Below are 24,577 nucleotides of genomic sequence, written 5' to 3'. Positions count from 1 at the left end.
ATGCTGAATTCATTATTATCTCCGAACACGCAATGGGTGCTATTGAGCACATTAATTCTGGGCATGGCAGCCGGCATGATCGGCTGTCTCGCCTATTGGAAGCGGCAAAGTTTGATGAGTGACGCATTGTCTCATGCGGCTCTTCCCGGTGTCGTGGTTGCATTTGCATTGACTGGAAGCAAGAATCTGCTGGTGATGATACTCGGAGCTGCTGTCAGCGCCTTAATCGGAGCCTGGATGATCCAGTGGATCCGTACTTCCAGCCGCATTAAGGAAGATACGGCCATGGGCATGATTCTATCCGTATTTTTCGGACTGGGCATTATGCTGCTTACCATTGTGAACCGTACAGCAGGCGGGAATCAGAGCGGACTGGATAACTTTATTTTCGGTCAGGCTGCCTCCATGGTTCGTAAGGATGTTTTTACGATGCTCATTCTGGCTGCTTTAGTTATTCTGGTTGTCTCGATTGGCTTTAAGGAATGGAAGCTGTTTCTGTTTGATCCTGATTTTGCCAGGGGATTAGGGATGAATAGCCGTCTGATGAACTCCCTCTATATGGGGGTGCTTGTTCTTGTCATTGTCATTGGTATTCAGGCTGTTGGCGTTATTTTGATGGCGGCCATGCTGATCATACCTGCCGTAAGCGCAAGATATTGGACTCAATCCTTTAGAATGATGGTCATTTTGTCGGCAATATTCGGAGGCGGCTCCGGGTTTGTCGGCACCTTGGTCAGCACGATCGGAAAAGGATGGCCTACAGGACCGTTTATCGTTGTCGCCTCTTCCGTATTGTTCACGGTTTCTCTGGTCTTCGGTGCCGAGAAAGGACTGCTAATCCAGGCGCTGCAGCTCCGCTCTCAGAAAAAAGAACATATGGACTCCAATAACCCATCGGTTCTAAGTCCGCGGTTGTCCGAAAGGGGGAGCAATCAATGACCTATACAGGATGGATATTGCTAACGGCTTCTCTCGTCGGATTATCTTGCGGTATCGTTGGCGTGTTCCTGATACTGCGCAGAATGGCGATGATGGCCGATGCTATCAGTCATACTGTGCTGCTTGGGATCGTAACGGCTTTTATCGTCACAAGAGAACTAAGCGGACCTCATATGCTGATCGGTGCGATTATTGCCGGTTTGCTGACGGCAGTCCTCGTTCAATGGTTTCATTCCCGGGGCGTTCAGCAGGATGCTTCCATCGGTGTTGTATTTACAACCTTGTTTGCGATTGGCGTCATCCTGATTGCAACCCAGGTTGGCAATGCCCACCTGGATACCAAGCATGCCCTCATGGGTGAGATTACGTTTGTGCCTTGGGATGTGATGCACGTTCCTCTGTTAGGGGAAGTGCCAAAAGCTACCTTCATGCTGGCAGCCGTGCTCCTCGTTGTACTGATCGTCATCCTGGCGTTCTATAAGGAATGGAAGATTACGTCCTTTGATCCGGCTTTGGCGGCCAGTATCGGTATTCCTGTCGTGCTTATGCACTATGTATTTATGTCGCTGGTCTCCATCACGACGGTTGCATCGTTTGATGCCGTGGGAGCGATCATGGTGGTGGCTATGCTTATAACACCTGCCGCAGCAGCCTATCTATGGACGGATAAACTCTCCATCATGCTGGTGTTAAGCGGTGCCTTCGGCGTCATTTCTGCATTCATGGGTTACTATGTCGCGTTATGGCTGGACACCTCCATCTCAGGCTCTATGGCATTTGCTACCGGAATTGTATTTATTCTCAGCTTCCTGTTCTCTCCGAGACATGGCGTGCTTTCCCGTTATCTTCATAAATTTAATACGCATCGCAGTGAAGAGAAACTGGACGGTGTATCCTGAAATAAGGGATGCTGCATGAAGCTTGGGCGATGAGATGCCCAGGCTTCTTTTTGTCTTCCAAAACCTGAGGTGTGTTATAATCAGGAATTAATGCCGTGGTGTGAAGAAGGTTATTTCAAAGGAGTGAGTACATATGCAGATGGAGTCAACAAGACTGGTGATCCGGGATTTTGAGGAGGAGGATTTTGCTAGTATTCATGCCTATGCCTCTGACCCATTAGTGACCGAGTATACGATGTGGGGACCGAATACGGAAGAGGAAACTTTAGAATATTTAAAGGAAATCCACCAAATGAAAGAGCAGTGCCCCCGTGACAGCTATGAACTGGCGATCGTTCTAAAAGATAGCGGCCAGTTAATCGGCGGTGTAGGTCTTCACCGATCCAAGACAAACGCAGAGCTTGGGTACTGCTTGAATTCCGCCTATTGGCGACAGGGTTATGCTTCGGAAGCTGCTAGCGTCATGTGCCGTTTTGGTTTTAATGAGCTCGGCGTTCATCGGATTTACGCCACCTGCAGGCCGGGAAACATCGGGTCAGCTGCGGTTATGCGCCATATCGGAATGAAGCAGGAAGGGCATCTTCGTCAGCATCTATGGTTTAAAGGGGCTTACCATGATTCCTATTTATTCTCCATCCTCAAAGATGAATTCGAAGTTTAAATCTATCATATGGTTAAGGAGCTCCTGCCTGCATGGATAATACCAAATTGTTGATCCGTCATAACGGAATTTCGATTTACGAGGAAGCGTCAGGTAAAGTGTATTATACGAAAGAGAATCATGTGTCCGTTGTTGTTCTGGCTAAGCATGGCGATCAACTGCTGTTGATCCGTCAATATCGCGCCGCCGTGGATGACTACGTCATTCAGTTACCCGGTGGTGGCGTAAGCGAGGAGGAGGATCTGGAATCGGCAGCACGCCGTGAGATGCTGGAGGAAACGGGCTGCACCTGCGGCAAGCTTCATTATCTGGGCAAGCTCTATCCGGCGTCCTGGAGATGCAATGAGATTGCCCATGTTTTTTACACGGATGAGGTAATCAGTCAAGCGGATCAGCAGCTCGAAGGATACGAGGACATCGACCTAGTAAGAATGAGCGTAAAGGAATGCCTGCACCGGATTCAGGAGAATGAGCTTCAGGACTCCGAGCTGGTCTTTGCGATAATGCAAGGTTTGCTCCAGGGATTTATTCAGAATAATTAATGGAGGTTTCATATTAAATGGAGTTTGTTGTGATTTTCATGACCGTGTTAAGTATCTTCGTTGCCATCATTGTCATTCGTTACGCGATCAATTCATCCAAAATCATCATTAGAATGGATGCCATGATTCAAGAGATGAGAATGCTTCGAAAGGATGTAAATGAGCTTAAGGAGAACAAGCATATCGTGGATAAAAGAGTATAAGTCGATCTCGATCCACCATGAACTACAATCCGTACGAAGAGCCGTGCCGATACAGAACTTATCTGTATGAGGCGGCTCTTTTTTTCGTGAATTATGGACAAATTCATCATTTATGCCGCGGTGACAAACTTGGCGGCCTTGGAACGAATATAATTCACTATGAGCATAAAGGAGTGTTCGTCCCATGGGAAGGCATCTGCTGATCTATGATGTGGAGTGGTGGATTTTAGGTAAACATGCAAAGGTCATTCAACAGTTTCACCCATCCCTGGATCTGATGTCCATCGGGGAATTGGATCGGTTTCTGGAACAGCACAGCAGCGATGATATCAATCAAGCCTATGACCGAATCGGTGCAATGTGCTTGGGAATCGCAGCCTATTGTATTTTCAAGCATATTCGTATCGATGCCTCGGCAGCGGTCTCTTATTATTATTTCAGTCAGAATTACGAAACCTTTCGCGAATGGATCGGTGACGAACTGATCCCCGACCCGGAGTTTCTCAGGCTGGTCATTCCCCGAATCGGCGTAATCGGTGCGATGAACCAACAGCTGACCCAAGCGCTTAGACAGGTGGCTCCGGAGGCTAACGTGGAATATATCGGGCATTTTGTAGACCATCGGTTATTCCAACCATCCATGATATTGAGCAGGGGTAGTGCTCCGTTTGTCATAGGCTGGGCTGGAGATCCTGCGAAACGATCCAAAAATTACGCTACATTATGTAAGCATATCCGTGACCATTTCCGCCAAGATGAACGGATTCGATTTATTGAAACAGCCGGAGCTTACTCCTATGAAGAGATGCCTAAATTTTATCATCAGCTGGACCTGCTGCTCATCACTTCGGCAAATGAGGGCAGCGCAGCTCCTGCACTGGAGGCCTATGCATGCGGGGTACCCGTATTAGGAACTAATGTGGGTAACATTAAGGCTGCCGCTCATCCGGATGCACACGGCTTGATCTTGGACAGTGACAATCCGGAGGATTTTATCAACCTGATCGATCAATGGATGGGACAGCGGCGTAAGCTGGCTGACATCGGACAGCAGTGCAGGCACTACATTGAGTCATATTGGACAATAGAACAAGTGATAGAGCGCTGGTTAAGGGCGTTATTCCAATGGGAGAGGCAGTCGTGAAGGAGGGGAGCCTGTGTTAGATCGAGTATCTGTGCTGATTCCGTATCAATCGGATGGAAATGGACCCAGAGATACAGCGTTTGAGTGGGTATTGGGCTTCTACGCACGGATGATGCCGGAAGTCGAGGTATGTGTAGGCGAAATAGCGGACGCAAGGGAGCTCTTCAGCAGATCCAGGGCGATCAATCGTGCGTATCACCAGGCTACCAAAGACATTATCGTGATTGCGGATAGCGATATTGTATACGACCCGAATCTGTTGAGGAAATCCATTACTTACGTGAACAGCGGGCAGTGGGTGATTCCCTTCAGCCGGATCCTTCGTTTATCCAAAGAAATATCGCATTTGCTGCTGCAGCAAGAAAACATATGGCCATTGGCCGTTAAAACTGAAACAGCCGCGGAGCAGGCGACCGCATTTGTTGGCGGATTTAATGTGCTTGGCCGCGAAGCCTATGAAACGGTAGGAGGATATGATGAACGATTTGTCGGTTGGGGCGGGGAAGATGAGGCTTTTGCCTATGCGCTGGATACCTTGGTCGGCCACCATATCCGCCTGGAAGGGGAAATGGTTCATTTTTGGCATCCATTCGTAGGACCTGACGGGAATCCCAATTATGATTCCAATTATGCGCTGTATCTGCGCTATCTAAAGGCGCGCGGCAATCAGGAAGAGATGCGGCTATTGATTCAGGAACCATCTTCTCAATAAGGAGGGGCGAATAGCTTATGAGGCTGTCAGTAATTGTACCGGTATTAAATGAAATCACCTTCGTTCCATTGTATATAGAAAGTGCGATCCGTTACGCGGATGAGATTATCATTGCCGACGGCGGCAGTACCGACGGGACCATTGAGGAAATCGAGCGCCTTCAGCAGCGCTATGCGATTCGACTGTTCCATGTCCAGCAGAGCGGAATGCCATACACCGAGGATTGGAACGAATCCGTGGTCCGTAATTTTTTGATTGATCAGGCCCAAGGAGACTGGATCATGAATCTGGATATCGACGAACTGATGGATGATCGATTCGCTGATGTTTTGCCGGAGCTCATGAACCGATCAGGTGTGGATATTTATCAGTTTCCCTTCGTTAATTTCTGGAGGGATCCATGGACGATCCGGGTGAATAGTCCCGGTGATGAACGCTGGTCAAACGACATCACCAGAATGTGGCGGGCCAAACAAGGAATACGCTATCGTGACGAGAAGCATCACTGCACGCTGGAAGCTGCCGAAGGCCGGAGTATATGGAGTATCCCCCGCGGGCGATCCGATGTGAACGTGTATCACTACCACTATGCACTTGGCAACAAAATCAAGTTCAATGATAACCGCCGAGGGGATGTCAATGTGCAGATGAATCTCGGACAGCCGGATTGGACATTCAAGCCTGAAGCCTATGATATCGTCACAAAGCCTTATGAGGGCAAGCATCCTGAGGTTATCATGAACTATCTAAATCGGCGGGATGCTTTAGGATCTTAACCGAATAATCAAGAAATAACCCCTCCATGACCTGATTGTAGAATCAGTCATCTTGAAGGGGTTACTTTTATTATTCCGTTGTCATTTCTGTTGCAGCGTGGACAGACGAGCATAAGTGGCTGACAGCTTGAATTACCCCGACCCGGTCCAATACCTGCAGATTGGATATTTGAGTTAGCAAGGAATTGAGCTGCTGTTCATGATAGCTTAGGGAATCCACCCAATAATGATCGGAGTGGACCTGCGTGTGGACATCTGTAGAGCCGCAATAAACGACTTGATCAAATCGAACCTCCGAGAACAGATCGATCCGGTTTGTAAAATACAGCCGCGGGCCTATTTTTCGGGTCCCTACGATGAGATGGCCATGATATACATGGGTGTACACAACTACTAGCAGATTCTCGTTCTCGCTCAAACCCTTCACAATCTGCTGCCAGCGTCTGGAATTGGTCTCCCAAACGGTAAGACCGAGCACCAGCACCACTTTTGTTCCGGCTTGATTGACTCTGGACGCGATTTCATCCGGACGATCTACCATATGAAAAATGCTATCCGGTCCTTTTGGCGACCTCCACGGTTTGTTCCATTTTTGTTCATAATAGGATTTATTCTTATTCCATAACTCGTTATAGACATGATTCTTAAGCTTCTTGATCGTAACGCTCCCGTGATGATAAACAAAGGCGTCTTCCACGATGGCCAGGCGGTACCCTGCGTTCCGGACACGTTCACAATAATCATCGTCTTCAAACATCCCGAGCCCATAAGCGGGATCCAGTGTCCCCACACGTTCCCATACATTCCTCCTAATGGCTACACAGAAAAATCCAAGCAGATCGGTATAACGGTATCTTCGCCGGTAACGCTCGTAGAATTCGCTAAGCCAGCGGGGATGAGCGCCTTGAACAGCATCCCCTATAAAATGATCCAACGCTTGATCGTTCCCCACGTGATTAGACATCGGACCCGTCATAGCTAACATTTCGTCTTTCTGAAAAGGTCTCAGCAGGCGCGAGATCCAGCTTCCATCCGGAACAAGCGTATCATTATTGAGCAGAATGATAAATTCTCCGCTTGATTGCGCGCATCCCAGCGTGTTGCCAGCGGCAAAACCGAGATTCGTAGGGGAGGTGATCACTTTGATCAGCGGATGATTTTGACTCCTGAGATAGGCGGATGTCTGATCGTTTGAGGCATTATCAACGATGATTATCTCCAGGTTCGGATAATGACCCGGTTGAAGGAGTCGATGAAGGCATTGCTGTGTATAAGACCAGTTATTATGAACAACCAGGATTACACTGACTTTGGGGAACAGGTACTGCACGATCTCACCATGGAGCACTTCATATCGATGATCCCAATTGTTAAGCTCTGCAAACTGCTGGCGCTGTTCAATGACGTTGTGCTCGGACTGTAGAAGGGCAGCTTCAATCGCCTCTTCAAATTGCGCGGGAGTATCCGCAATCTTGACCAGTTGATCTGCAACGGTTTTCACTTCAGGAAGTTCCGTAGAGATGACCGGCTTGCCGGCTGCTAAATATTCGTACAGCTTAACTGGATTGGTAGCTTGCGTCAGCTCGTTCTTCTTGAACGGAATTAAAGCGACCTGGAAGCGATGCAGATAAGCAGGGAGTTCATGGTACGGCTTCTCACCTAGCAATAATACGTTACTCAGGCCCTCGATCCCCGAGGTGTCACAGCCGAAAGTATTTCCAATGAGGACAAACGTCCAATCCGGCCGATTTCTGGCGAGTGACTCCATCAGCTGAATGTCAAACCAGTCGGATATTGCCCCGTAGTAACCAATTATCGGCTGATCAATAGACTCAAGCTCTGGCAGCGCCTCATCAGGCGGCTTCGAGAAGTGAGCAGTATCTGCTGCATTGCGGATAAGTACCGCCGAAGGATTGTACTGGGAGGCCCAGTCATGCAGATGCTGGGAGGTTGTTACCACGAGCCCTGCTTCTTGCAGCAGCTGTTCTTCCAGCAGGAGCATCGTCTTGTCGTTCGTTGAGAAACCGGCATGATGATCCATGCAGTCGTAGACGATATGATGCTGATCCATAGCGGTAACGAGTGGAGTCCAGAATGGAAGATCCACGATGGAGACCAGTTGGGATAATCCAAATTTATCCCTTATATGCTCTACCGACCACTTCAAATACTGGATATCCCAATATTCCATTCGATCCTGGTACAAATTCAAAGGCTGATTGGCGCACAAGGTGACTAGCCATATATTACGATCAATATTTTTAACTTTAACATGACGGCTGATTTCTTCTCTTGACGCTTCCTCTTTTCCTAACCCCACAATCTCGGGATTTACGTAGAACACTCGATGCCCCTGCTGAGCGAATTGCTCTGACATTTGCTGTGGGCGCTGCCATCGGAACTGCCAATCAATGACGGGAAACCGCATGATGTCGTACAACAGCATCGTACCGGGCTCGGGCTGCTCGCCAGCGGGCATGCATACGTCCACGGCCTGGACAGGTGCCTGTTCCATTAGTTGTATGGATCGCGGGTATGTCATTGGTAATGTGTACGCAGGAGTTGAAGGTGGAGCGGAGCGCTTCCTCCGGATATATTTCAGGGCAAGTTGGCGCTGTTTCCATTGACGCAAGGCCGAGCGATGGGTTGAGGATTTACGTCGGCGGTAAGGCTTGATTTTATTCAAGGTTAGCCTCCTCTCTGGTGCAAGGGTCTATTTAACAAACTATGTATCATTCCAAATATCTGTATGGGTAGAACACCAGATGAAGGGGAAATACCGGGAATGATCGGAAGGGGCACCACTGATTGCAGGCTTCCGGTGTCCAGGAATTTAGGCCATTTCCTTATCTTTGACCTTCCAGGTAGCCATTGTCCCGGCATTCACATAAGGTACCAATGACTAAACAAAGGGAGGGGCACTTGTGAGGAGATACTGGAACAGGAGTCTTGATGGGGGATGCAAAGAAATCACAGTCCGAAAAAAGAAAAAGCGTAAAAAAACCTCGTATTCGATATGGAGTAAATTTTTATCTCTGCGTCGAAAGCTCATCCGCAGTATTGCAGGAATCCGATTGCAGATTGCTCGATTGAATGAACGGCTAAATGCGCTTCAAGAGCAGGTGAACGGTTTACGAGGTGGAGCAAGTCCAGGGGCAGGTCCAAGTGCAGGTCCAGGAGTAGGTCCGGGTCCAGGTGCAGGTCCAGGCAGCAGCATCATTGCTTTTTTAAGAGGCAGGTTGAACAGCCGGGTTACAGTGGAAACAACGGCAGGCACCATATTCGGAACGCTGATCGCGATTGGAGAAGATTATGTTCAGATTGCAGAGCCGAACGGTAGTATCGTCATAATCCCGCTCCGCAGTTTCTTGTCTATCGCTTGATAAAAGATGGGAGGAAGCAGATAGTATGGACTTTTCAGAAATTCTGGCTACTTTCGTGGGCAGAACGGTAGAGGTTGTTCAGGTCAATCAATTTCTGCAAGGTCAGTTACGGTCCTCAGCAGACGGATTAATTACAGTGGAAGTGGTAAGCTCGAATTATATCCCTACTTCTCAAGTGGTCACTGTGCTTAATGAGAGTATTTCATTCGTGCGCATTCTGCCTCTCTGAAGGATTGCCATGTTTCAGTGTTTCGGTCTCGTCAATAATGGAATTCTTCCATTTCAAGTAATGATGGGGGTGTCGATGCGTCAAGCTGGTCATTCTTAGTCTTCGGTGGTATAATGCCTCCGCTACGTGGCATAGCTTGTGTGTACCGGATAGCTTCATTAATTGTCCGATATCCTCATACAATCTCCCTTCAAAGAGAGTATGAGGATCCCAGCCATCGACCTGCTTAAGTATGGGAACATTGAACATGCGCGGAGCTACGGCTGGGGCCTCGTGCAGCAGCACATAAGGAGACAAGGAAGAGGGCGCTGCTTTAACTCCTTGATACACGAGCTGTTTATTTGCTCGCTCCAGCCACTCCGTATGATTAGCATAAACGACGGCGGTATCCTGTTGGCTGCCAGCCGCCCTCAGGAGGATCTCCAGCGCATCAGGAGCAAGCCAGTCATCGGCATCCAGCTCCAGTAACCAGGGGGCTTTTGCTATATTCAATATTCTGTTCAGAGCTCGTGATTTGCCTATATTCTCTACTTGCCGAATCAGCTTAATGCGTGGATCCTGAGGCAGTCTCATCAGATAATGTGCGGTCTCTGCATCGGTTGACCCGTCATCGAGAATCACAAGCTCCCATGCCCCGAGGGTCTGCGCTAATACGGACCGCACAGCCCAAGGAAGATAAATGCCATCATTATAGGTGCACAAAGCAATAGTCACCAGAGGAGGGCAGTCAATATCCGGTGGCTGTGATTGTTCTTGGGCACCAGCTTCGAGAAGAGGGAATAAGGCCTGCCATTCCTCAGCTTCTTTCATCCAGGCGGGCGCCTGGCGTTGAAGGTACAAGAATCCATCGGAATCAACTTCCGTCCATTCATACCGCGTGGATAGCTCGAATTGTTTATCGATCAATACGTACCTCTGGAATGGCAACTGCTCTCTAGTTCTGAAACCCGGTGTCTGTCCGTTCATGACAGTCTTCGTGCGCCATAACAGCGGACCACGGGGAATCCGTAAAGGTGAAACGTATCTGTTCCTAGATGGTGACAACTGATCTATATTCGAAGCTGGATTCATGATATAGCCGGCAGAGTACTCGTTACAGGACCTCAGCCAACGTTCAATCTCTTCCTTGGCATGAGGCTGGACAGTATCTCCGGCATGGAGCGTTATGAACCACGGCTTAATCTCCCGGGCAAGTGTCTCATTCAGGATCGATCCGGTCAATTCTTCACTAGGAATTATCACAGGAAGGGCAGCGGGGAAAACGCGTTTTATCGAGGCGGCGGTATTCTCGCTTAAATGGGGATATGAACCTGGAAGAATAAACACCAGCATAACCGTTCAGTTCCTTTCTATATCTATATCTATATCTTTATCTTTGCCGTTGTTAAACCCAATTCGTTAAACCCAATCCTGTTTATCGTATGCCCGCAAGCGCTAGGCGGATACAACAGCCTATAACATACTGTTAGTTGCGACGTTCTGGTAAATCGGGAATAATAGAACCTAGAGGCAAAAGCCGAAACCTTTAGATGGGGGAACACGAATCAGATGAACTCGACGCATAGTCAAATACTTCAGCAAGCTCAAGGATTTGCCCGCTCTGTGCACGAACAGGATGCAAGCGGTCATGATTGGTGGCATGTTCAGCGTGTCACCCGCATCGCCCGACTCCTAGCTTATCTTGAAGGGGCGAATGCATACATATGTGAATTGTCAGCATGGCTCCATGATGTAGCCGACGAGAAGCTGAATGAATCGAAGGAAGCGGGTTACGAACGGGTTCAGCATTGGTTGCAACAAGCCGGTCTGGAAGCTTCCGACCAGGAGCACGTGTTGGAGATTATCAGTACGATGTCGTTCTCAGGCGGAACAGGGAGCGTCATGCGTACATTGGAAGGACGAATTGTACAGGATGCAGATCGTCTGGATGCGATTGGCGCAATTGGGATTGCCCGTACTTTCGCTTATTCCGGATGGAAGGGACAAAGCATGTACGATCCATGCATTTCCCTTCGGCAGCATATGACACGAGAGGAATATCGAAAGGGCAAGAGCACGGCCATTAACCATTTCCATGAAAAGCTTCTGAAGCTGAAGGATAAAATGAATACGGAATCGGCAAGGCTGCTCGCAGATGGCAAGCATCAGAGTCTCGAGCTCTTTCTCCAGTTATTCGATAAAGAGTGGGCGTTGGGGAATGAAGCCTACCTGCACGAATCCCCGATTCATCGCCGTAATGTATCACGTGTCCATATTGCCTTCGATGATTCAACGGCAGGGTCGTTAAAGATGATGCTGCGCTCGAAACCGGGAGAGATCGTGGTTACATTGGGCGATAACCTTATGGTAGGGCCGCTTCCCAAAGACCAGGATTTCTCCCGTTCATTCTCTACCCGAAATAAGTGGTTTCAGGAACGATACAGCATTGCTCATGTGGAAGATAGAAAATTAACGATGCTGCAAGCCGCCTTCGATTGGCTGACCTGGCCCCAGCAGCTGACCGAGATGCCGTGCTTGATATGGGCTGGCGATTCCGCTTCGGAACAGCTAGGTTTACGCAGGTTGTTGTCTCTGATACCAGATCATCCTGAAGTCATATTGGTAAATGCGACAAGCGTTCATCGTCAGCAAGATCCAAACAGTTGGTATCGGGGAACGTTTGAGATGTCTTCAGATAAACTTCAAATGGTGCTGGATACAGCCGAGCAAGTTCCATTGTCGTCGCAGGATCAGGCTGGCTATCGTGCGGATTGGCAGCGTCTCATAAACGACGATGGGTTCCTGCGCGTCCTTCAAGGCGAGCGGCTGTGCACCGTTCCTGAAGCTTACTATGATGCAGATATTCTGCAAGCAACTTATCGTCTTGAGGCCAGACATGGGTTCTTCAAGAAATCAGCCCGCATTATTGGCGAGGTGATCGGCATGGGTGAATTAACCGTTTCCGACTCTTTTATCGAGTATCGGGTTCGCCACCTGATACAGGAAGGTGCATTAACCTACTCTGGCGAGCTGGATGCCATGCGAAATTACAGCATATCTCTTGTGGATGCATCGACTCCCGAGGAACAGTGGAGCCATGAACAACGCTTGGCTAAGATCGTGAAGCTGAAGTCGCTGCTGCATGAGATGATGGAAATTAACATTGCAGAGAGTGGATTCATGGAAGAACTACGTCAATTGGATGCAGAGGGTCTGGGAGCATCTGTTTCCACCAACCAAGAAGCTGTTACGACCAGCATCCAATCTCAAATCGAGGGCTTTATGAGTTCGTATCAACATCATCAAGAACAACGTATATCCTTGATGGGTTCCCTGGAGAAGGTGTTAACCCAGATCGATGAAACGGCTCCGATAGAATAGATGAAACACATTCGAACAAGGCCTTAATTGTTATATCATTCAGACTAAGAAATGAAAGTGGAAAGCGGTGGAGTTATGTTATTTACAGCACAGCAGATTCAAACGATAAGAGAACAAGCGCTTGGGATGGACAAGCGTCGACAAGTAACACCCGAAGTGTTGGCAGCAATATATGATCAGCGTTTGTTTCACTTGTTTGTGCCCGATGAGCTTGAAGGAAGAATGACCTCACTGCCGGAGGCTGCGCGCATTTTTCAGGAGAGTGCCAGGATCGACGGCAACCTGGGATGGCTGGTTACGATTGGTGCAGGTGGAGGATTCTTCGCTGCGCTGATGAGCCGGGAGGTGAGCCGCCGCGTATTCGCGCACCGCGAAGCGGTGATTGCGGGCAGCGGGATGCCAACAGGTACGGCAAGACAGGTAGATGGCGGATATATTGTGAACGGCAGCTGGAAGTATTGCAGCGGTTCTACCTATGCAACGACCTTTACAGCCAATGCAGTTATTGAAACGGGTTCCACGGTACAAGATGCAGCTGATGTACCGACTGCGGACCAGGACGAGTCCCGTATTCGATCCTTTATCCTGAATCCTGATCAAATCGAGATTCTGGAGGATTGGAATGCCTTCGGACTGCGGGCAACGGCGAGTCATACGATATCCGCTGTGGAGGCGTTCGTGCCGGTGGAGATGACGTTCTCCCTTACGGAAATCCAAGCGTATGAGAACGAAACGATCTATCAATATCCCTTCCTTCCGTTTGCTCAAGTATCTTTTGCTGGCGTCGCTGCAGGCATCGCCGAGCATTTCCTTGAGGCAGCAGAATCGCTTGCGACACAGCGAGGTAGCTCTTCTTATGTGTTCAGCAAGCTGGAGGAGCGTAAGGCTGCTTTGGAGCTATCCGTATCGGATTTTTATAAGACGGTGGAAAGCTCATGGGATGAGCTGCTGCGTAATGGTGAAATATCGAATGCAACAGAAGTAGAGGTAACCGCCCGCAGCATAGCAGCAGCCCAAACCGCGTTATCCTGCGGCCAGCGGTTGTTCCCGTTGTTGGGTTTATCCGCTGCGATGGAAGACGCCGAAATCAATCGCTGCTGGAGGGATCTTCAGACGGCATGCTCGCATTCGCTGCTAAGAAATTTCTGATGGAGAAGCAAAACCATGAGCTGCATACCAAGCAGCTCATGGTTTTTATGTTTCGGCATAGCCAGAGATATGTGCATTCGCTTTATTTGAGAGGATTTTATTTCACGTATTCGTTAAACCAGGAAATAACGCTGCGATAAAGGCAGGTGGGAGGATGGGGCGCTTGTCAGCTTCTCACCGTTAACGGTTACCGCATAAGTCACCGGATCGACCATAATTTCCGGTGTCTCACCATTGTGAACCAGGTCGGCCTTTCTTACGGTTCGGCAGTTCCGAACAGGCAGTAGCTGTTTGCGTAATCCTAATGGATCAAGCGTGCCCAGCTGCAGGGAGGACTGGGATACGAATGTTGCGCTTAGTGCAGCCTGCGCTCCGCCATAGCTGCCGAACATCGGCCGATACATATAAGGCTGCGGTGTAGCGATAGAAGCGTTCGGATCGCCCATGACCGCGTGTACGATCATGCCGCTCTTCAGTACGATCTCCGGCTTGGCTCCGAAGAAGGCGGGTTTCCAGAGTACGAGGTCGGCCATTTTCCCGACTTCGATGGAGCCAACGTAATCGGATATGCCATGGGTCATGGCAGGGTTAATGGTGTATTTGGCGATGTAGCGCTTGATTCGGAAATTGTCCGATTTCGTATCCGATCCTAGCGAACCGCGCTGTTGTTTCATTTTGTCCGCCGTTTGCCATGTGCGAATAGCGACTTCACCTACACGGCCCATCGCTTGTGAATCGGAGCTGGTCATGCTGATCGCTCCAATGTCATGGAGTATATCTTCAGCCCCAATGGTCTCTGCCCGGATCCTTGATGCGGCAAAGGCAACATCCTCCGGAATACGCGGATCAAGATGATGGCAAATCATCAGCATATCCAGATGTTCGTCAACCGTATTTACCGTATAGGGCATGGTCGGACTGGTCGAGGAGGGGAGGACATTCGGCATGGATGCTACCCGCAGCAGATCCGGGGCGTGACCGCCTCCCGCACCCTCGGTATGATAGGTATGAATCGCCCGTCCGTTAAAGGAGCGCAAGCTGTCTTCAACAAAACCCGCTTCATTCAGCGTATCGGTATGGATGTTAACCTGCACATCCAGTTCTTCGGCAACGTTTAAGCATTTGTCAATCACATAGGGCGTGCTGCCCCAGTCTTCGTGAATTTTGAGTCCGGCCGCACCTGCATGGACTTGTTCCGCCAGCGCTTCCGGACGGCTGCTATTCCCGCGGCCCAGAAACACCATATTTATCGGAAGAGCATCCGTCGCCTGCAGCATCCGCTGCAGATTCCATACCCCGGAAGTGCAATTGGTTGCCAGAGTTCCCGTAGCAGGCCCGGTGCCTCCCCCAACAAAGGTAGTGACACCGCTTTGGAGCGCGATTTCGACTTGCTGTGGACTAATGAAGTGCACATGCGAATCCACACCGCCAGCTGTTACGATCATGTTCTCGGCGGAGATAACTTCGGTGCCCACACCGATAATCATACCTTCGGTGACTCCATCCATCATGAGTGGATTTCCCGCTTTTCCGATACCGCAGATGAACCCGTCCTTGATCCCGATATCCGCTTTAACAATTCCCCAAGTATCGATAATGATGGCATTCGTAATGACCAAATCCAGTGCGCCTTCCGCGCGGGTCGCGAGGGGATGCTGTCCCATGCCGTCACGTATCACTTTACCGCCGCCAAATACGCATTCATCCCCGTAGACGGTATAATCCTTCTCGATCTCAAGCCAGAGGGAGGTGTCAGCCAGCCTTACCCGATCCCCAGTTGTAGGCCCGTACATGCTGGCATAGGCAGCACGATCAATTGTTGTCATAAGCTCACCACCCCATTGGTTTTTCCGTTCGTTAAACCTGCAAAACCGTGAATCTCCTGGCTGCCGCCAATTTGAACAAGCGTGACCTCCAAGGTTTCCCCGGGTTCGAACCTGGTCGACAATCCGGAAGCAATATCTAGCCTGTATCCCTGCGTGCCGTTCCGATCAAATAACAAGGCGGGATTGCATTCGTAAAAATGGAAGTGCGACCCTACCTGAATCGGTCGGTCTCCACTGTTGGTGACTTCACGCATAATGCGAGGGCGGCCGGGTACCAGCTCAATCGGCTCATCTCGCAGGTCGTATTCGCCTGCAATAATGCCGGGTGCGTCCGACGCGCCTTGAATCGGGTCATGTACGCTGACCAGCTTGGTACCGTCCACAAAGGTGGCTTCGACCTGAACTTCCCTAAGCAAGTAGGCGACGCCGTCCATCACTTGATCCGCTGACAGCACATGACGTGCTTCTTCCATTAATTCGGCTACAGACTTACCGTCACGAGCTCCTTCAACAACATAACCTGAAATGAGTGCGGCCGCTTCCGGGTAGTTCAATTTCAAGCCGCGGGCTAACCGTTTCTGCGCTAGTTCCGACGCGAGGAAAAGCAATAATTTGTCTCTTTCCTGGTAAGTGAGATGCATCCTAGCCACTCCTTTTACATTTTGTTTGTTAGAATACATTACACACCTAGGGGTGTGTATAGAAAAAATGATGCATAATGGTGTTTGTTTTGGATAAATGTAGCACTACCTAAATAAATAGTCAATATAAATGTAAGGTTTTATTACATTTACTTCACTTCTCTATCAGATTAACTACAAGCATGATAGAGGATTTCTTATAAGCACAAAAAGACCCTATTCGGGCCTTTCCCATTTTATCGAAACTTGCCGTAATCTTTAATATGCACTTCAACCAAACATTCCACCGGCAGCTTCTGAAGCTCCTGTCGCCAGTTCATCTTTTTCCACTGCGCATAGCCAACGCGGTTACGGACAACTGTTCCTATTCCGAGGTTGTCTACCTGATGCTGCTTCATGAGCGTAATGATCCGATCGCCTTTTTTCGAAATATACTTACTGATTCGCTTCTCCAGCTCATGCCTTTCCCGATCGTTGCTCAATCTGGCATCGCCGATGTATTCCAGAACAGTGCCGGTCACTTTAATATGATACGTAACTTTGTCAACGCCCTGAGCTCCACGGGTGACTTTCACTTTACGTGAGCTGATCAATGAACTGAACATGACGTTTTCCTTCGTGTCACCGGGCTCCGACAGTTCGATATTAATTTGGCCATCTCTGAATTTGCCTCTCAGAAAAGCGAAGACCAATGCATCCTGAGGTTCGATCTTCGTTACATAACGATCATCTCGAAATAATGCGATTCCATTCGTCGTAATGTAATTATTCTCATGCTTCTTAATAATCGGAGCAACGGGGTCTACACCCTGATCGAAAAAATCCCTGGCAAAGTTGAACAAAGTTACCTTTGGAATCGTCTGCCCCAGCGCTTCTTTTTCAAGCAGCATGTCGATATATCGACCAGTACGCGGATGCTGCCTGTAATCGTCAATCAATAGTTCGCCTGCATGTCCTTCAACCACACTCACTTTGACCTGTGATGAAATGGAGGGATCTCTGAACAAGGTGTCCAGATGTCCATGAAGTCCATTTTCCGCCATCGAAAGGCCGAACAATACGTTGCGGATTTGTCCGCTTACCAGCAGCATACCCGTTCTCCTGGACATGATCATTTTCGCTTCTTTGCTGCTATTGGCGGTCGCCGTCAATACCTCCCGTTTTGCGGTGGTTTCCGGATCCGCTTGCGGAATCGAGACCGAGATGGCTAGTTTGCCATCCGGCAGTAAATCGTAACTGGTGGTCTGGATGAAACCGAGATCTTCCAGTATCCGCTGATCTCCGCAACCTGATAAAGGGATGATACACAGCAGGAGGAGCAAACAGGTACATCTTTTTAACATATCACATCACGCTGCCTTTTTTTCGCTGCTGCCATAGCAGCAGAATGATTAATATCACCGGTACAATATAGGCGAATCCGATCTGGATATAACCCAGATACAAAATCCATTCTCGAATGGTATTCAATACGGTTGGAATGTAGGATATGAGCAAGGCAAAAAGAATGATAAAGAAATAGTGAACATTGATTTTGATCTTCGGGAAAACTCGTAGGGTGCTCTCACCGGCTGCCCAAAAGTAAAGGACGAGGGTGATGATGGTGGTGAACAGGAAGAAGCCGTAGAAGAGATTCTCAATTCGCTCCATGAACGGCAGCTTGATATAAGCCAATAAATCGAGTAATGGAAACAACATAACCTTCAACATATCGCTGCCAATGACTCCAAACGAGACAAAACCCAAGAGAACGTAGGATACTGTACGAATAAGATGACCGTAAATAACGGCCCTGAACAATTTCGTCTTCTTATCGGTGTAGGGAAAGAATAGTAAACACAGCTCATATCCCATATATGCCAAATAGATATGAAAGAATCCTTCGGTCATATTGTAGCTGTCTTGAAAAATATAAGGCGTTAATCGCTCGAATCTGAATTCCCCAGTATAGTAAATAAGCAGCAAACTCATCCAAATGGTGCACCAGAAGAAAACAGTCGAAGCCTTGGAAATGTTATAGAGTCCTTTGGTCAGCAGCATAAAGGCTAGAACATCGATCGCAATCTTGAATACCATCGGGTCGGTTGTCGGGAAGGCAAACATCTGAAAAATCAGCACATATTCCTTAGCAACGAGACAGCCGAGTAGTGCCCATACCATGCTAAAAGCCAGATAGAAGGGGACCAGGATGAACTTGGGGATGCTTTTCTCCAGTATTTCAAAGATCGATTGACCTTTGCCCAGCCGATACACCCAATAGATTAGGTAAATATTGAGACAGACCAGAATGGATATCGGGATCACAACAAGCCAGCCATTTGTCCCGAAATACTGGGCTTCGATCTGCGCGATGCTGAATACGTAGACGCCCGTTTGAATCATATAGATGAGGATCGCTGTATGAAATTGGGATAGTTTTTCTTTCAATTGTCCTCACCTCTTCATTTTTAACTTCTCTTTGTTTCTCGTTTTAACTTGAGTTGGCCGCTTGGCCAGGGTGGAAAAAGGCAATCTCATAAATACGTCTTTCCAGTCATAGGGCTCAAAAGGAGCAATTGGCGATAAATAAGAGCTGCCAATACTCGTCAAACCGCTAAGGTGAACGACGATATACGCCAGTCCAAAGGCCAGACCCAGATTGCCCCAAAATCCTGCCATAATGATGAGTCCGAATCGGAGCAGGCGAAAAGAAGCGCTCATGACATAATTGGGAATAACAAAGGAGGCAATAGCCGAGGAAGCGACGGCGATAATCAGAATGTTACTGGTTAATCCTGCCTGCACGGCAGCTTGTCCTATGACGATACCGCCTACGATACCAATAGTCTGACCGATCTTGGTGGGTAGTCTGGCCCCGGCCTCCCTTAGAAGCTCAATGGTTGTCTCCATCAGAAGCGCTTCAAAGATCGGGGGGAAAGGCACTCTGCTTCTGGACTCGGTTAATGTCAGGAGTAGATTCTGTGGAATCATTTCATAATGAAAAGAGGTCACCGAGACGTAAAGGGCCGTCAATGTCACCGTGATGATGAGCGCTGCAAACCTCAGGAACAAGGTCGCTGTACCAATGCTCCACCTCTGGTAATAATCATCGGAGGATGAGAAGAACTCAAAAAAGTTGACCGGAGCGCTGAAGGCAGTCGGACTCCCGTCCATAATCCCGACGACTCGACCTGAAACCAGCTTGGATGCAATCGTATCCGGGCGCTCGGTGGTCAGAAATTGTGCGAAGATCGAATAAGGAGCATCATCAATGCACTGAATTAGCATGTTCGTATCATGTATAGCATCGATTTCAATATCCTTAATTCGCTTTATCACTTCATTTACATATTTCTCATTCGTGACGTCCTTGACGTACAGAACATAGACATCTGATTTCGTGACTTCTCCCACGGAAAGTTTAATGACTTTGAGATGAGAACTCTGAACTCTTTTTCTAATTAAAGACAGATTCGTATAAGCTTGCTCGGTAAACGCCTCGTGCGGCCCGATAATGATGGATTCCGTTTCGGATTCTGCAACCGTACGGGACACCGGGAATATGACATCGATCATGAATGCATTTTCCTCGTAAAAGATAGCCGCCATGCCGCTAAGAATGCCTTCAACACATTTTTTGGTATCCGTTACTGGTTTAAATTGGGATTGTTCCGTTAACAACGCAAGCGGCGCTTCAGCGGTCAACACAGGGGGAAGCAGATCACGCTCCAGCCGATCCTCATTGACTAAATGACTGAAATACAGAACATGCAGACGTTCATTAAGATAGGATTTATGGACAAAATCGGCGGCATGATCAAATTGATCGATGATATGCTGCAGTGTCAGCGTTGCTCCCTCCTGAGGATGAGGGTCCTGTTGATTTTCTTGAGCCGGACCTTTATCGGCATGCTCATGGTTGACCAGAAAGATGGATTTTAACTTCTGCTTCATTCCCACGTCTTTACACCTCGGATTCCTGCATAGTCTGTCATAGTGTGCGTACTTTGCCCTGGATCTATCCAACGAATCCCATATCGAATTAGGAAGACCGTTAGCGGGAATCCTAGGCTTGAGAGACGAAGCCAGATTGTATCTAGAAGTGTAAAGAGGAGGTTTACTATGTTGGGCAGTATCTTAATGGCCGGTGCTCTATTGCTTGGGATTAGTCCTGATCATGATCAAGGGATTAACAAACTTCAGGATTCTTATAATCAGCAGGTCATCTTTGAATCCGGTGGTGAGCTTGTGGAGGAGGCAGTGAGGGCGTGTGAGAAACATTTCGGTACAGCGGTCTACTTACCGCCGAAGTTGCCGCCCGTCGCTTTCACGCATCAGTATGGCCGCTGTTATGACATGGAGAGCGGATTGGACGAGCACTTGGAGATCCATTATCTTAACCGACATAAACCTGATAATGACTACAAAATCGAATTATATCCGCTGGAGAATAAACAGCAATTGAAACATCTATCTTTTCAGGAATCGGAGCTGACAGATCATACAACCGCAAAGTTTTACAAGGGGCCGACCAATACGTTGCAACTGTTCGTATTTGAAAAGGGGAACTGGCAATACCTTTTAACTGCTGCAAATGGCGCTTCTTCAGAAATCAGACAGCAGGAATTGACAGAAATTGCAGAGTCCTTGACCCAAGCGGTGAACAGCAAAGACCCTGCTTACGCCACGTGGGGAACTCTTGCCGTCACGGAAGCAAAGCGTAAATACAATATGGATGTAGTCGACTACCTCTATATGGGAAGAACCAAGATCTCTGGTGAACTGGCGGAGGAGAAGTTTAAACTTTGGCTTAAGGAGGGGGCTCGTGAATTTGGCGTATATGTAACAGTTGCGTTTCATCCGACAACCCATCAGTTCATATCGATTCGGTTCGAGGAAATCTAGCCGGAAAAACGAGCTTGTTAGCAGGAATAAACACGATTTCCTGAAAGAGATTCACGGTTGCTTTTTTTGAAAGTCGTGTTTTCCTGCTGTTCAGACGCATACATATGGTGTACCATATTTGGTGAAACTTGCCTCCGTAATTTCTACATTTTGCGCCAGTAATAGTGGTTTAGGAGTGATTCGCTTTGTCTTTTATAGTACTTAAGCTCCTATTTGTTCCATTGATATCGGTTTTTATTATGGTGTCATCGGTTTATCTTGGATATCAAACGTCAATCCCTATGATGCTGCTCACGGCATCGTTACTGTATGCATCCGTTATTTTTGATCGAAAGTTCAAATGGCTTCGAAATATTCAATTTCTCTTTCTCGGGGCGTTTCATTTTGTCAGCCATTTGAATTGGTGTATCTTGTTGTATTACATACTCATCATCAACCTCATTCATAAAAAAGAGCGTTTCATAGAATCGTTGCCGCTGTGCCTTCTTATGATCCTTCAATATTCCATCATTCGTCTGACTTATGTGCCGATTACAAAGTACAACATACTGGTCGCTGTATTTGATTGTTTGTCTTCCTTTGTCATCGTGGTTTCTTTTCACTTTGTAAACTTTCTCGAATCGGAGAAGAAGAAGTTATATAAGCAAAACGATTATTTGACCTATCACGATCCCTTGACGGGGCTACTGAATTATGATGGATATTTGCATAAAGTCCAGCATCTCGTTGAGTTGAACAAGCCTTTTCAGTTGGTGCTGCTCGACATCAACAATTTTAAATCGTTAAATGCGAAGGACATCTCCACAGCCAATGAGATTCTGATCAACTTCTCTCGTGCGCTGCGCAGGCTGTTCCTGAGTGATATGCTGGCAGCCTCCCGATATGCAGGGGATCGCTTTGCTGTGCTGCTCCCCGAGCATGTCAACATCGACAGCAGCTTGTTCAATTTTGAAAGTATCGGCGTACAGGTGACCTATAGCATCACTTGTTACCCGCATGAAGCCTTAACTTATCAAGAGATGATCAGCACGGCAGAGGACCGGATATTTCAAATGCGGCGAAATTCCTGGATGAGAGGCCAGGAGGAAATGATCCGAACTGAAAAGATGAAGATGGTCGGGGAATTGGCTGCCGGAATGGCCCATGAAATTCGGAATCCGCTTACCTCTATTAAAGGCTTCATCCAACTCTCCAAAAATCAAGGTTATAACATTCAGCCTTGGTATGAGGTCATTATGGGGGAAATCACGCGCGTAGGGGAGCTGACGGCAGAATTTTTGCACTTTTCCAAGCCGCATGCCAGCAATATGAGGGTTGAATCACTAACGGATTGTTTGACCCGGGTCTATTCCTTGTGTGAATCCGAAGCAGCTTCGCGCGGTCATTTGTTTAGGCTGGACTTAAGTGATGAGCCGATTAAGATTGTCATGGACCGTGATAAGATCATTCAGGTGCTCATCAACCTGATCCGTAATTCTTTTCAAGCGATGGAGCACACCGGTACTGTCCGACTCTCGCTCAGGGCGGAAGAACGAATGGCTGTCGTGGAAGTTGAGGATACCGGAAAAGGCATTGCCGATGAAAATCTGGTCAAGATTTTTGATCCGTTCTATACAACCAAAGAAGAAGGGACCGGCCTTGGGCTGTCCCTGTGTCAAAAAATTGTAGAGGACCATGGCGGAAGAATAACGGTTCACAGCGAGCTAGGGATCGGCACGACGTTTACCCTGCGGATTCCACTGGCTTAGAAAATTTGGATGGCAATCGACCGAAATATATCCTATGATAGGATAGTTGTTTAGCAAATCCAACATGGTTTTGCAAAAATTATATACTCATGCATCAATGTGTTGCAGAAAGGAAGTAACAGTCGTATGTCGATGTCCACGAAAGAAGCCGGTTCAACCATGGTTCTATCTCGCAGGAAGAGGCTTCAGTTTGCCTTGATTCTCGGATCTCTTTCGGCTTTCGGGCCACTTTCCGTTGATATGTATTTACCTGCACTGCCTAAACTCTCCGAGAGTTTGGGTTCGCCAGCATCGTTGGCCCAATTAAGCCTGACGGCATTTCTACTTGGTCTCGCACTAGGACAGCTTGTAGCAGGCCCACTCAGCGATATTCGGGGGAGAAGAGCACCACTCATCATATCCTTGATTATTTATTCCATTACCTCTTTGCTGTGTGCGTTTGCCCCAAGTATATGGGTTCTGGTTGCGCTTCGATTTGTACAGGGAGCAAGTGGAGCAGCCGGTATCGTCATATCCAGAGCTGTCGTCCGGGATTTATACACCGGTTCGGAGCTGACCAAGTTTTTTACATTGCTGATGCTGATCAATGGTTTGGCACCCATTATCGCTCCAGTATTCGGAGCGTTTATCCTTAATTTTGTCTCTTGGCGCGGCGTTTTTGTCGTCCTGTTCCTGATTGGATTGCTTATGCTGCTCGCGGTATGGTTTGGTCTTCCGGAAACGCTCAATCGGGAGAAAAGGGCCAATGGAGGGATCAAACAAACCTTCCGTACCTTCGGTACGCTGATTCGGGACCGCGTATTTGTCGGCTATGCGCTCTCTCAAGCGTTCGTATCCGCCGCGATGTTTGCGTATATCTCAGGGTCACCATTCGTGCTGCAGGATATCTTCGGCGTATCCCCTCAAATGTACAGCCTGTTCTTTGCCGTTAATGGGGTTGGCATTGTGCTGTTCTCTCAAATTACGGGTAGATTGGCCTCTCGCACAGGGGAAACCAAATTGTTGACAACGGGTCTCATCATTGCGGCCTTTGGCGGGACTTCGCTGTTCGCGATCACCTGGCTCGGCGGCGGATTGCTGCTGATTGCCCCGATGTTATTTCTGATTGTTTCTGCCGTCGGCATGGTCAGTGCAACGACAACATCACTGGCGATGCAGAAGCAAGCAGCTCATACATCAGGCAGTGCATCCGCGCTTCTTGGATTACTGCCTTTGTTATTAGGCGCAGCCGCAAGTCCACTTGTGGGCCTGGGAGACGGAACAACTGCTGCACCTATGGGAACGGTTATCGGGATTGCAGAATTGCTGGCTGTAAGCTCGTTCCTGTTCCTTGTTATGCCCTTTAGCCATAGGAAAGAGACTCCGGTCTCACTGTAAATTAAAGTCAGAACATATAAAGAAACCCGCACATTACATGGTGCGGGTTTTCAGGCTGTCGAGAAAGTCTCGACAGCTATTTTTTATACATTTAATTCAACACG

Annotated in this window: 21 protein-coding genes; 14 read left to right on the top strand and 7 right to left on the bottom strand. The window is 48.2% G+C overall.

Annotation, left to right across the window (positions count from 1 at the left end):
- From M4D81_RS15385 to M4D81_RS15350, 8 genes are all read left to right on the top strand, one after another.
- A complete protein-coding gene (locus tag M4D81_RS15385) occupies positions 1-939 on the top strand; it encodes a metal ABC transporter permease (RefSeq protein ID WP_071220638.1) in 939 nt (312 codons plus the stop codon).
- Positions 936-1,838, top strand: a complete 903-nt coding sequence (locus M4D81_RS15380) for a metal ABC transporter permease (protein ID WP_260067155.1) — start codon at positions 936-938, stop codon at positions 1,836-1,838. Before M4D81_RS15385 ends, M4D81_RS15380 begins: the two co-directional genes overlap by 4 nt.
- A gap of 133 nt (positions 1,839-1,971) precedes the next feature.
- The gene (locus M4D81_RS15375; RefSeq protein WP_260067154.1) at positions 1,972-2,499 is read left to right on the top strand and encodes a GNAT family N-acetyltransferase; all 528 of its coding nucleotides are present in this window, start codon (positions 1,972-1,974) and stop codon (positions 2,497-2,499) included.
- 32 nt (positions 2,500-2,531) lie between these two features.
- Positions 2,532-3,041, top strand: coding sequence for an NUDIX hydrolase (locus M4D81_RS15370; RefSeq protein WP_260067153.1), 510 nt, complete (start codon positions 2,532-2,534; stop codon positions 3,039-3,041).
- Between the two features lie 17 nt (positions 3,042-3,058).
- Positions 3,059-3,244, top strand: coding sequence for a hypothetical protein (locus M4D81_RS15365; RefSeq protein WP_260067152.1), 186 nt, complete (start codon positions 3,059-3,061; stop codon positions 3,242-3,244).
- Between the two features lie 184 nt (positions 3,245-3,428).
- Positions 3,429-4,388, top strand: a complete 960-nt coding sequence (locus M4D81_RS15360) for a glycosyltransferase family 4 protein (RefSeq protein WP_260067151.1) — start codon at positions 3,429-3,431, stop codon at positions 4,386-4,388.
- A gap of 13 nt (positions 4,389-4,401) precedes the next feature.
- Positions 4,402-5,100, top strand: a complete 699-nt coding sequence (locus M4D81_RS15355; RefSeq protein ID WP_260067150.1) for a galactosyltransferase-related protein — start codon at positions 4,402-4,404, stop codon at positions 5,098-5,100.
- A 17-nt stretch (positions 5,101-5,117) separates the two neighbouring features.
- Positions 5,118-5,876, top strand: coding sequence for a glycosyltransferase (locus M4D81_RS15350; RefSeq protein ID WP_260067149.1), 759 nt, complete (start codon positions 5,118-5,120; stop codon positions 5,874-5,876).
- A 70-nt stretch (positions 5,877-5,946) separates the two neighbouring features.
- On the opposite strand, the gene M4D81_RS15345 is transcribed toward M4D81_RS15350, so the two are convergent.
- Positions 5,947-8,562: a glycosyltransferase gene (locus M4D81_RS15345; protein WP_260067148.1), complete on the bottom strand. Its 2,616-nt coding sequence runs from the start codon at positions 8,560-8,562 to the stop codon at positions 5,947-5,949.
- Between the two features lie 238 nt (positions 8,563-8,800).
- Here M4D81_RS15345 and M4D81_RS15340 point away from each other — a divergent pair, with 238 nt between their 5' ends.
- Positions 8,801-9,259: a hypothetical protein gene (locus M4D81_RS15340; protein WP_071220646.1), complete on the top strand. Its 459-nt coding sequence runs from the start codon at positions 8,801-8,803 to the stop codon at positions 9,257-9,259.
- Positions 9,260-9,461: 202 nt separating this feature from the next.
- Here the strand turns inward: M4D81_RS15340 and M4D81_RS15335 are convergent, their stop codons facing one another.
- Positions 9,462-10,820: a glycosyltransferase family 2 protein gene (locus M4D81_RS15335; RefSeq protein ID WP_260067147.1), complete on the bottom strand. Its 1,359-nt coding sequence runs from the start codon at positions 10,818-10,820 to the stop codon at positions 9,462-9,464.
- A gap of 216 nt (positions 10,821-11,036) precedes the next feature.
- Here M4D81_RS15335 and M4D81_RS15330 point away from each other — a divergent pair, with 216 nt between their 5' ends.
- Positions 11,037-12,848: a DUF3658 domain-containing protein gene (locus tag M4D81_RS15330; RefSeq protein WP_260067146.1), complete on the top strand. Its 1,812-nt coding sequence runs from the start codon at positions 11,037-11,039 to the stop codon at positions 12,846-12,848.
- A 75-nt stretch (positions 12,849-12,923) separates the two neighbouring features.
- A complete protein-coding gene (locus M4D81_RS15325; RefSeq protein ID WP_260067145.1) occupies positions 12,924-13,997 on the top strand; it encodes an acyl-CoA dehydrogenase family protein in 1,074 nt (357 codons plus the stop codon).
- 113 nt (positions 13,998-14,110) lie between these two features.
- On the opposite strand, the gene ureC is transcribed toward M4D81_RS15325, so the two are convergent.
- The 5 genes from ureC to M4D81_RS15300 form a co-directional block, all read right to left on the bottom strand.
- Complete coding sequence (gene ureC / locus M4D81_RS15320) at positions 14,111-15,823, bottom strand: urease subunit alpha (protein WP_260067144.1); 1,713 nt, start codon at positions 15,821-15,823, stop codon at positions 14,111-14,113.
- The gene (ureA, locus tag M4D81_RS15315) at positions 15,820-16,464 is read right to left on the bottom strand and encodes an urease subunit gamma (RefSeq protein WP_071220651.1); all 645 of its coding nucleotides are present in this window, start codon (positions 16,462-16,464) and stop codon (positions 15,820-15,822) included. Before ureA ends, ureC begins: the two co-directional genes overlap by 4 nt.
- A gap of 236 nt (positions 16,465-16,700) precedes the next feature.
- The gene (locus tag M4D81_RS15310; protein ID WP_260067143.1) at positions 16,701-17,807 is read right to left on the bottom strand and encodes a Ger(x)C family spore germination protein; all 1,107 of its coding nucleotides are present in this window, start codon (positions 17,805-17,807) and stop codon (positions 16,701-16,703) included.
- A gap of 1 nt (position 17,808) precedes the next feature.
- Positions 17,809-18,891: a GerAB/ArcD/ProY family transporter gene (locus M4D81_RS15305; RefSeq protein ID WP_260067142.1), complete on the bottom strand. Its 1,083-nt coding sequence runs from the start codon at positions 18,889-18,891 to the stop codon at positions 17,809-17,811.
- Positions 18,892-18,897: 6 nt separating this feature from the next.
- Positions 18,898-20,403 carry a spore germination protein gene (locus M4D81_RS15300; RefSeq protein WP_483874639.1) on the bottom strand — a complete coding sequence of 502 codons (1,506 nt, stop codon included), beginning with the start codon at positions 20,401-20,403 and terminating at the stop codon, positions 18,898-18,900.
- 162 nt (positions 20,404-20,565) lie between these two features.
- Here M4D81_RS15300 and M4D81_RS15295 point away from each other — a divergent pair, with 162 nt between their 5' ends.
- The 3 genes from M4D81_RS15295 to M4D81_RS15285 all read left to right on the top strand — a co-directional run bounded on the left by M4D81_RS15295 (position 20,566) and on the right by M4D81_RS15285 (position 24,473).
- Positions 20,566-21,348, top strand: coding sequence for a YqzG/YhdC family protein (locus M4D81_RS15295; RefSeq protein ID WP_260067140.1), 783 nt, complete (start codon positions 20,566-20,568; stop codon positions 21,346-21,348).
- A gap of 185 nt (positions 21,349-21,533) precedes the next feature.
- Positions 21,534-23,096, top strand: coding sequence for an ATP-binding protein (locus tag M4D81_RS15290; RefSeq protein WP_071220655.1), 1,563 nt, complete (start codon positions 21,534-21,536; stop codon positions 23,094-23,096).
- Positions 23,097-23,222: 126 nt separating this feature from the next.
- Positions 23,223-24,473 carry a multidrug effflux MFS transporter gene (locus M4D81_RS15285; protein ID WP_071220656.1) on the top strand — a complete coding sequence of 417 codons (1,251 nt, stop codon included), beginning with the start codon at positions 23,223-23,225 and terminating at the stop codon, positions 24,471-24,473.
- Positions 24,474-24,577: the final 104 nt, after the last annotated feature.

The sequence above is a fragment of the Paenibacillus sp. p3-SID867 genome (genome assembly GCF_025142895.1).
Taxonomy (GTDB): domain Bacteria; phylum Bacillota; class Bacilli; order Paenibacillales; family Paenibacillaceae; genus Paenibacillus_AQ.
The sequence above is the reverse complement of the archived record's forward strand: the minus strand, read 5'-3'. Positions and strand labels throughout refer to the sequence as shown.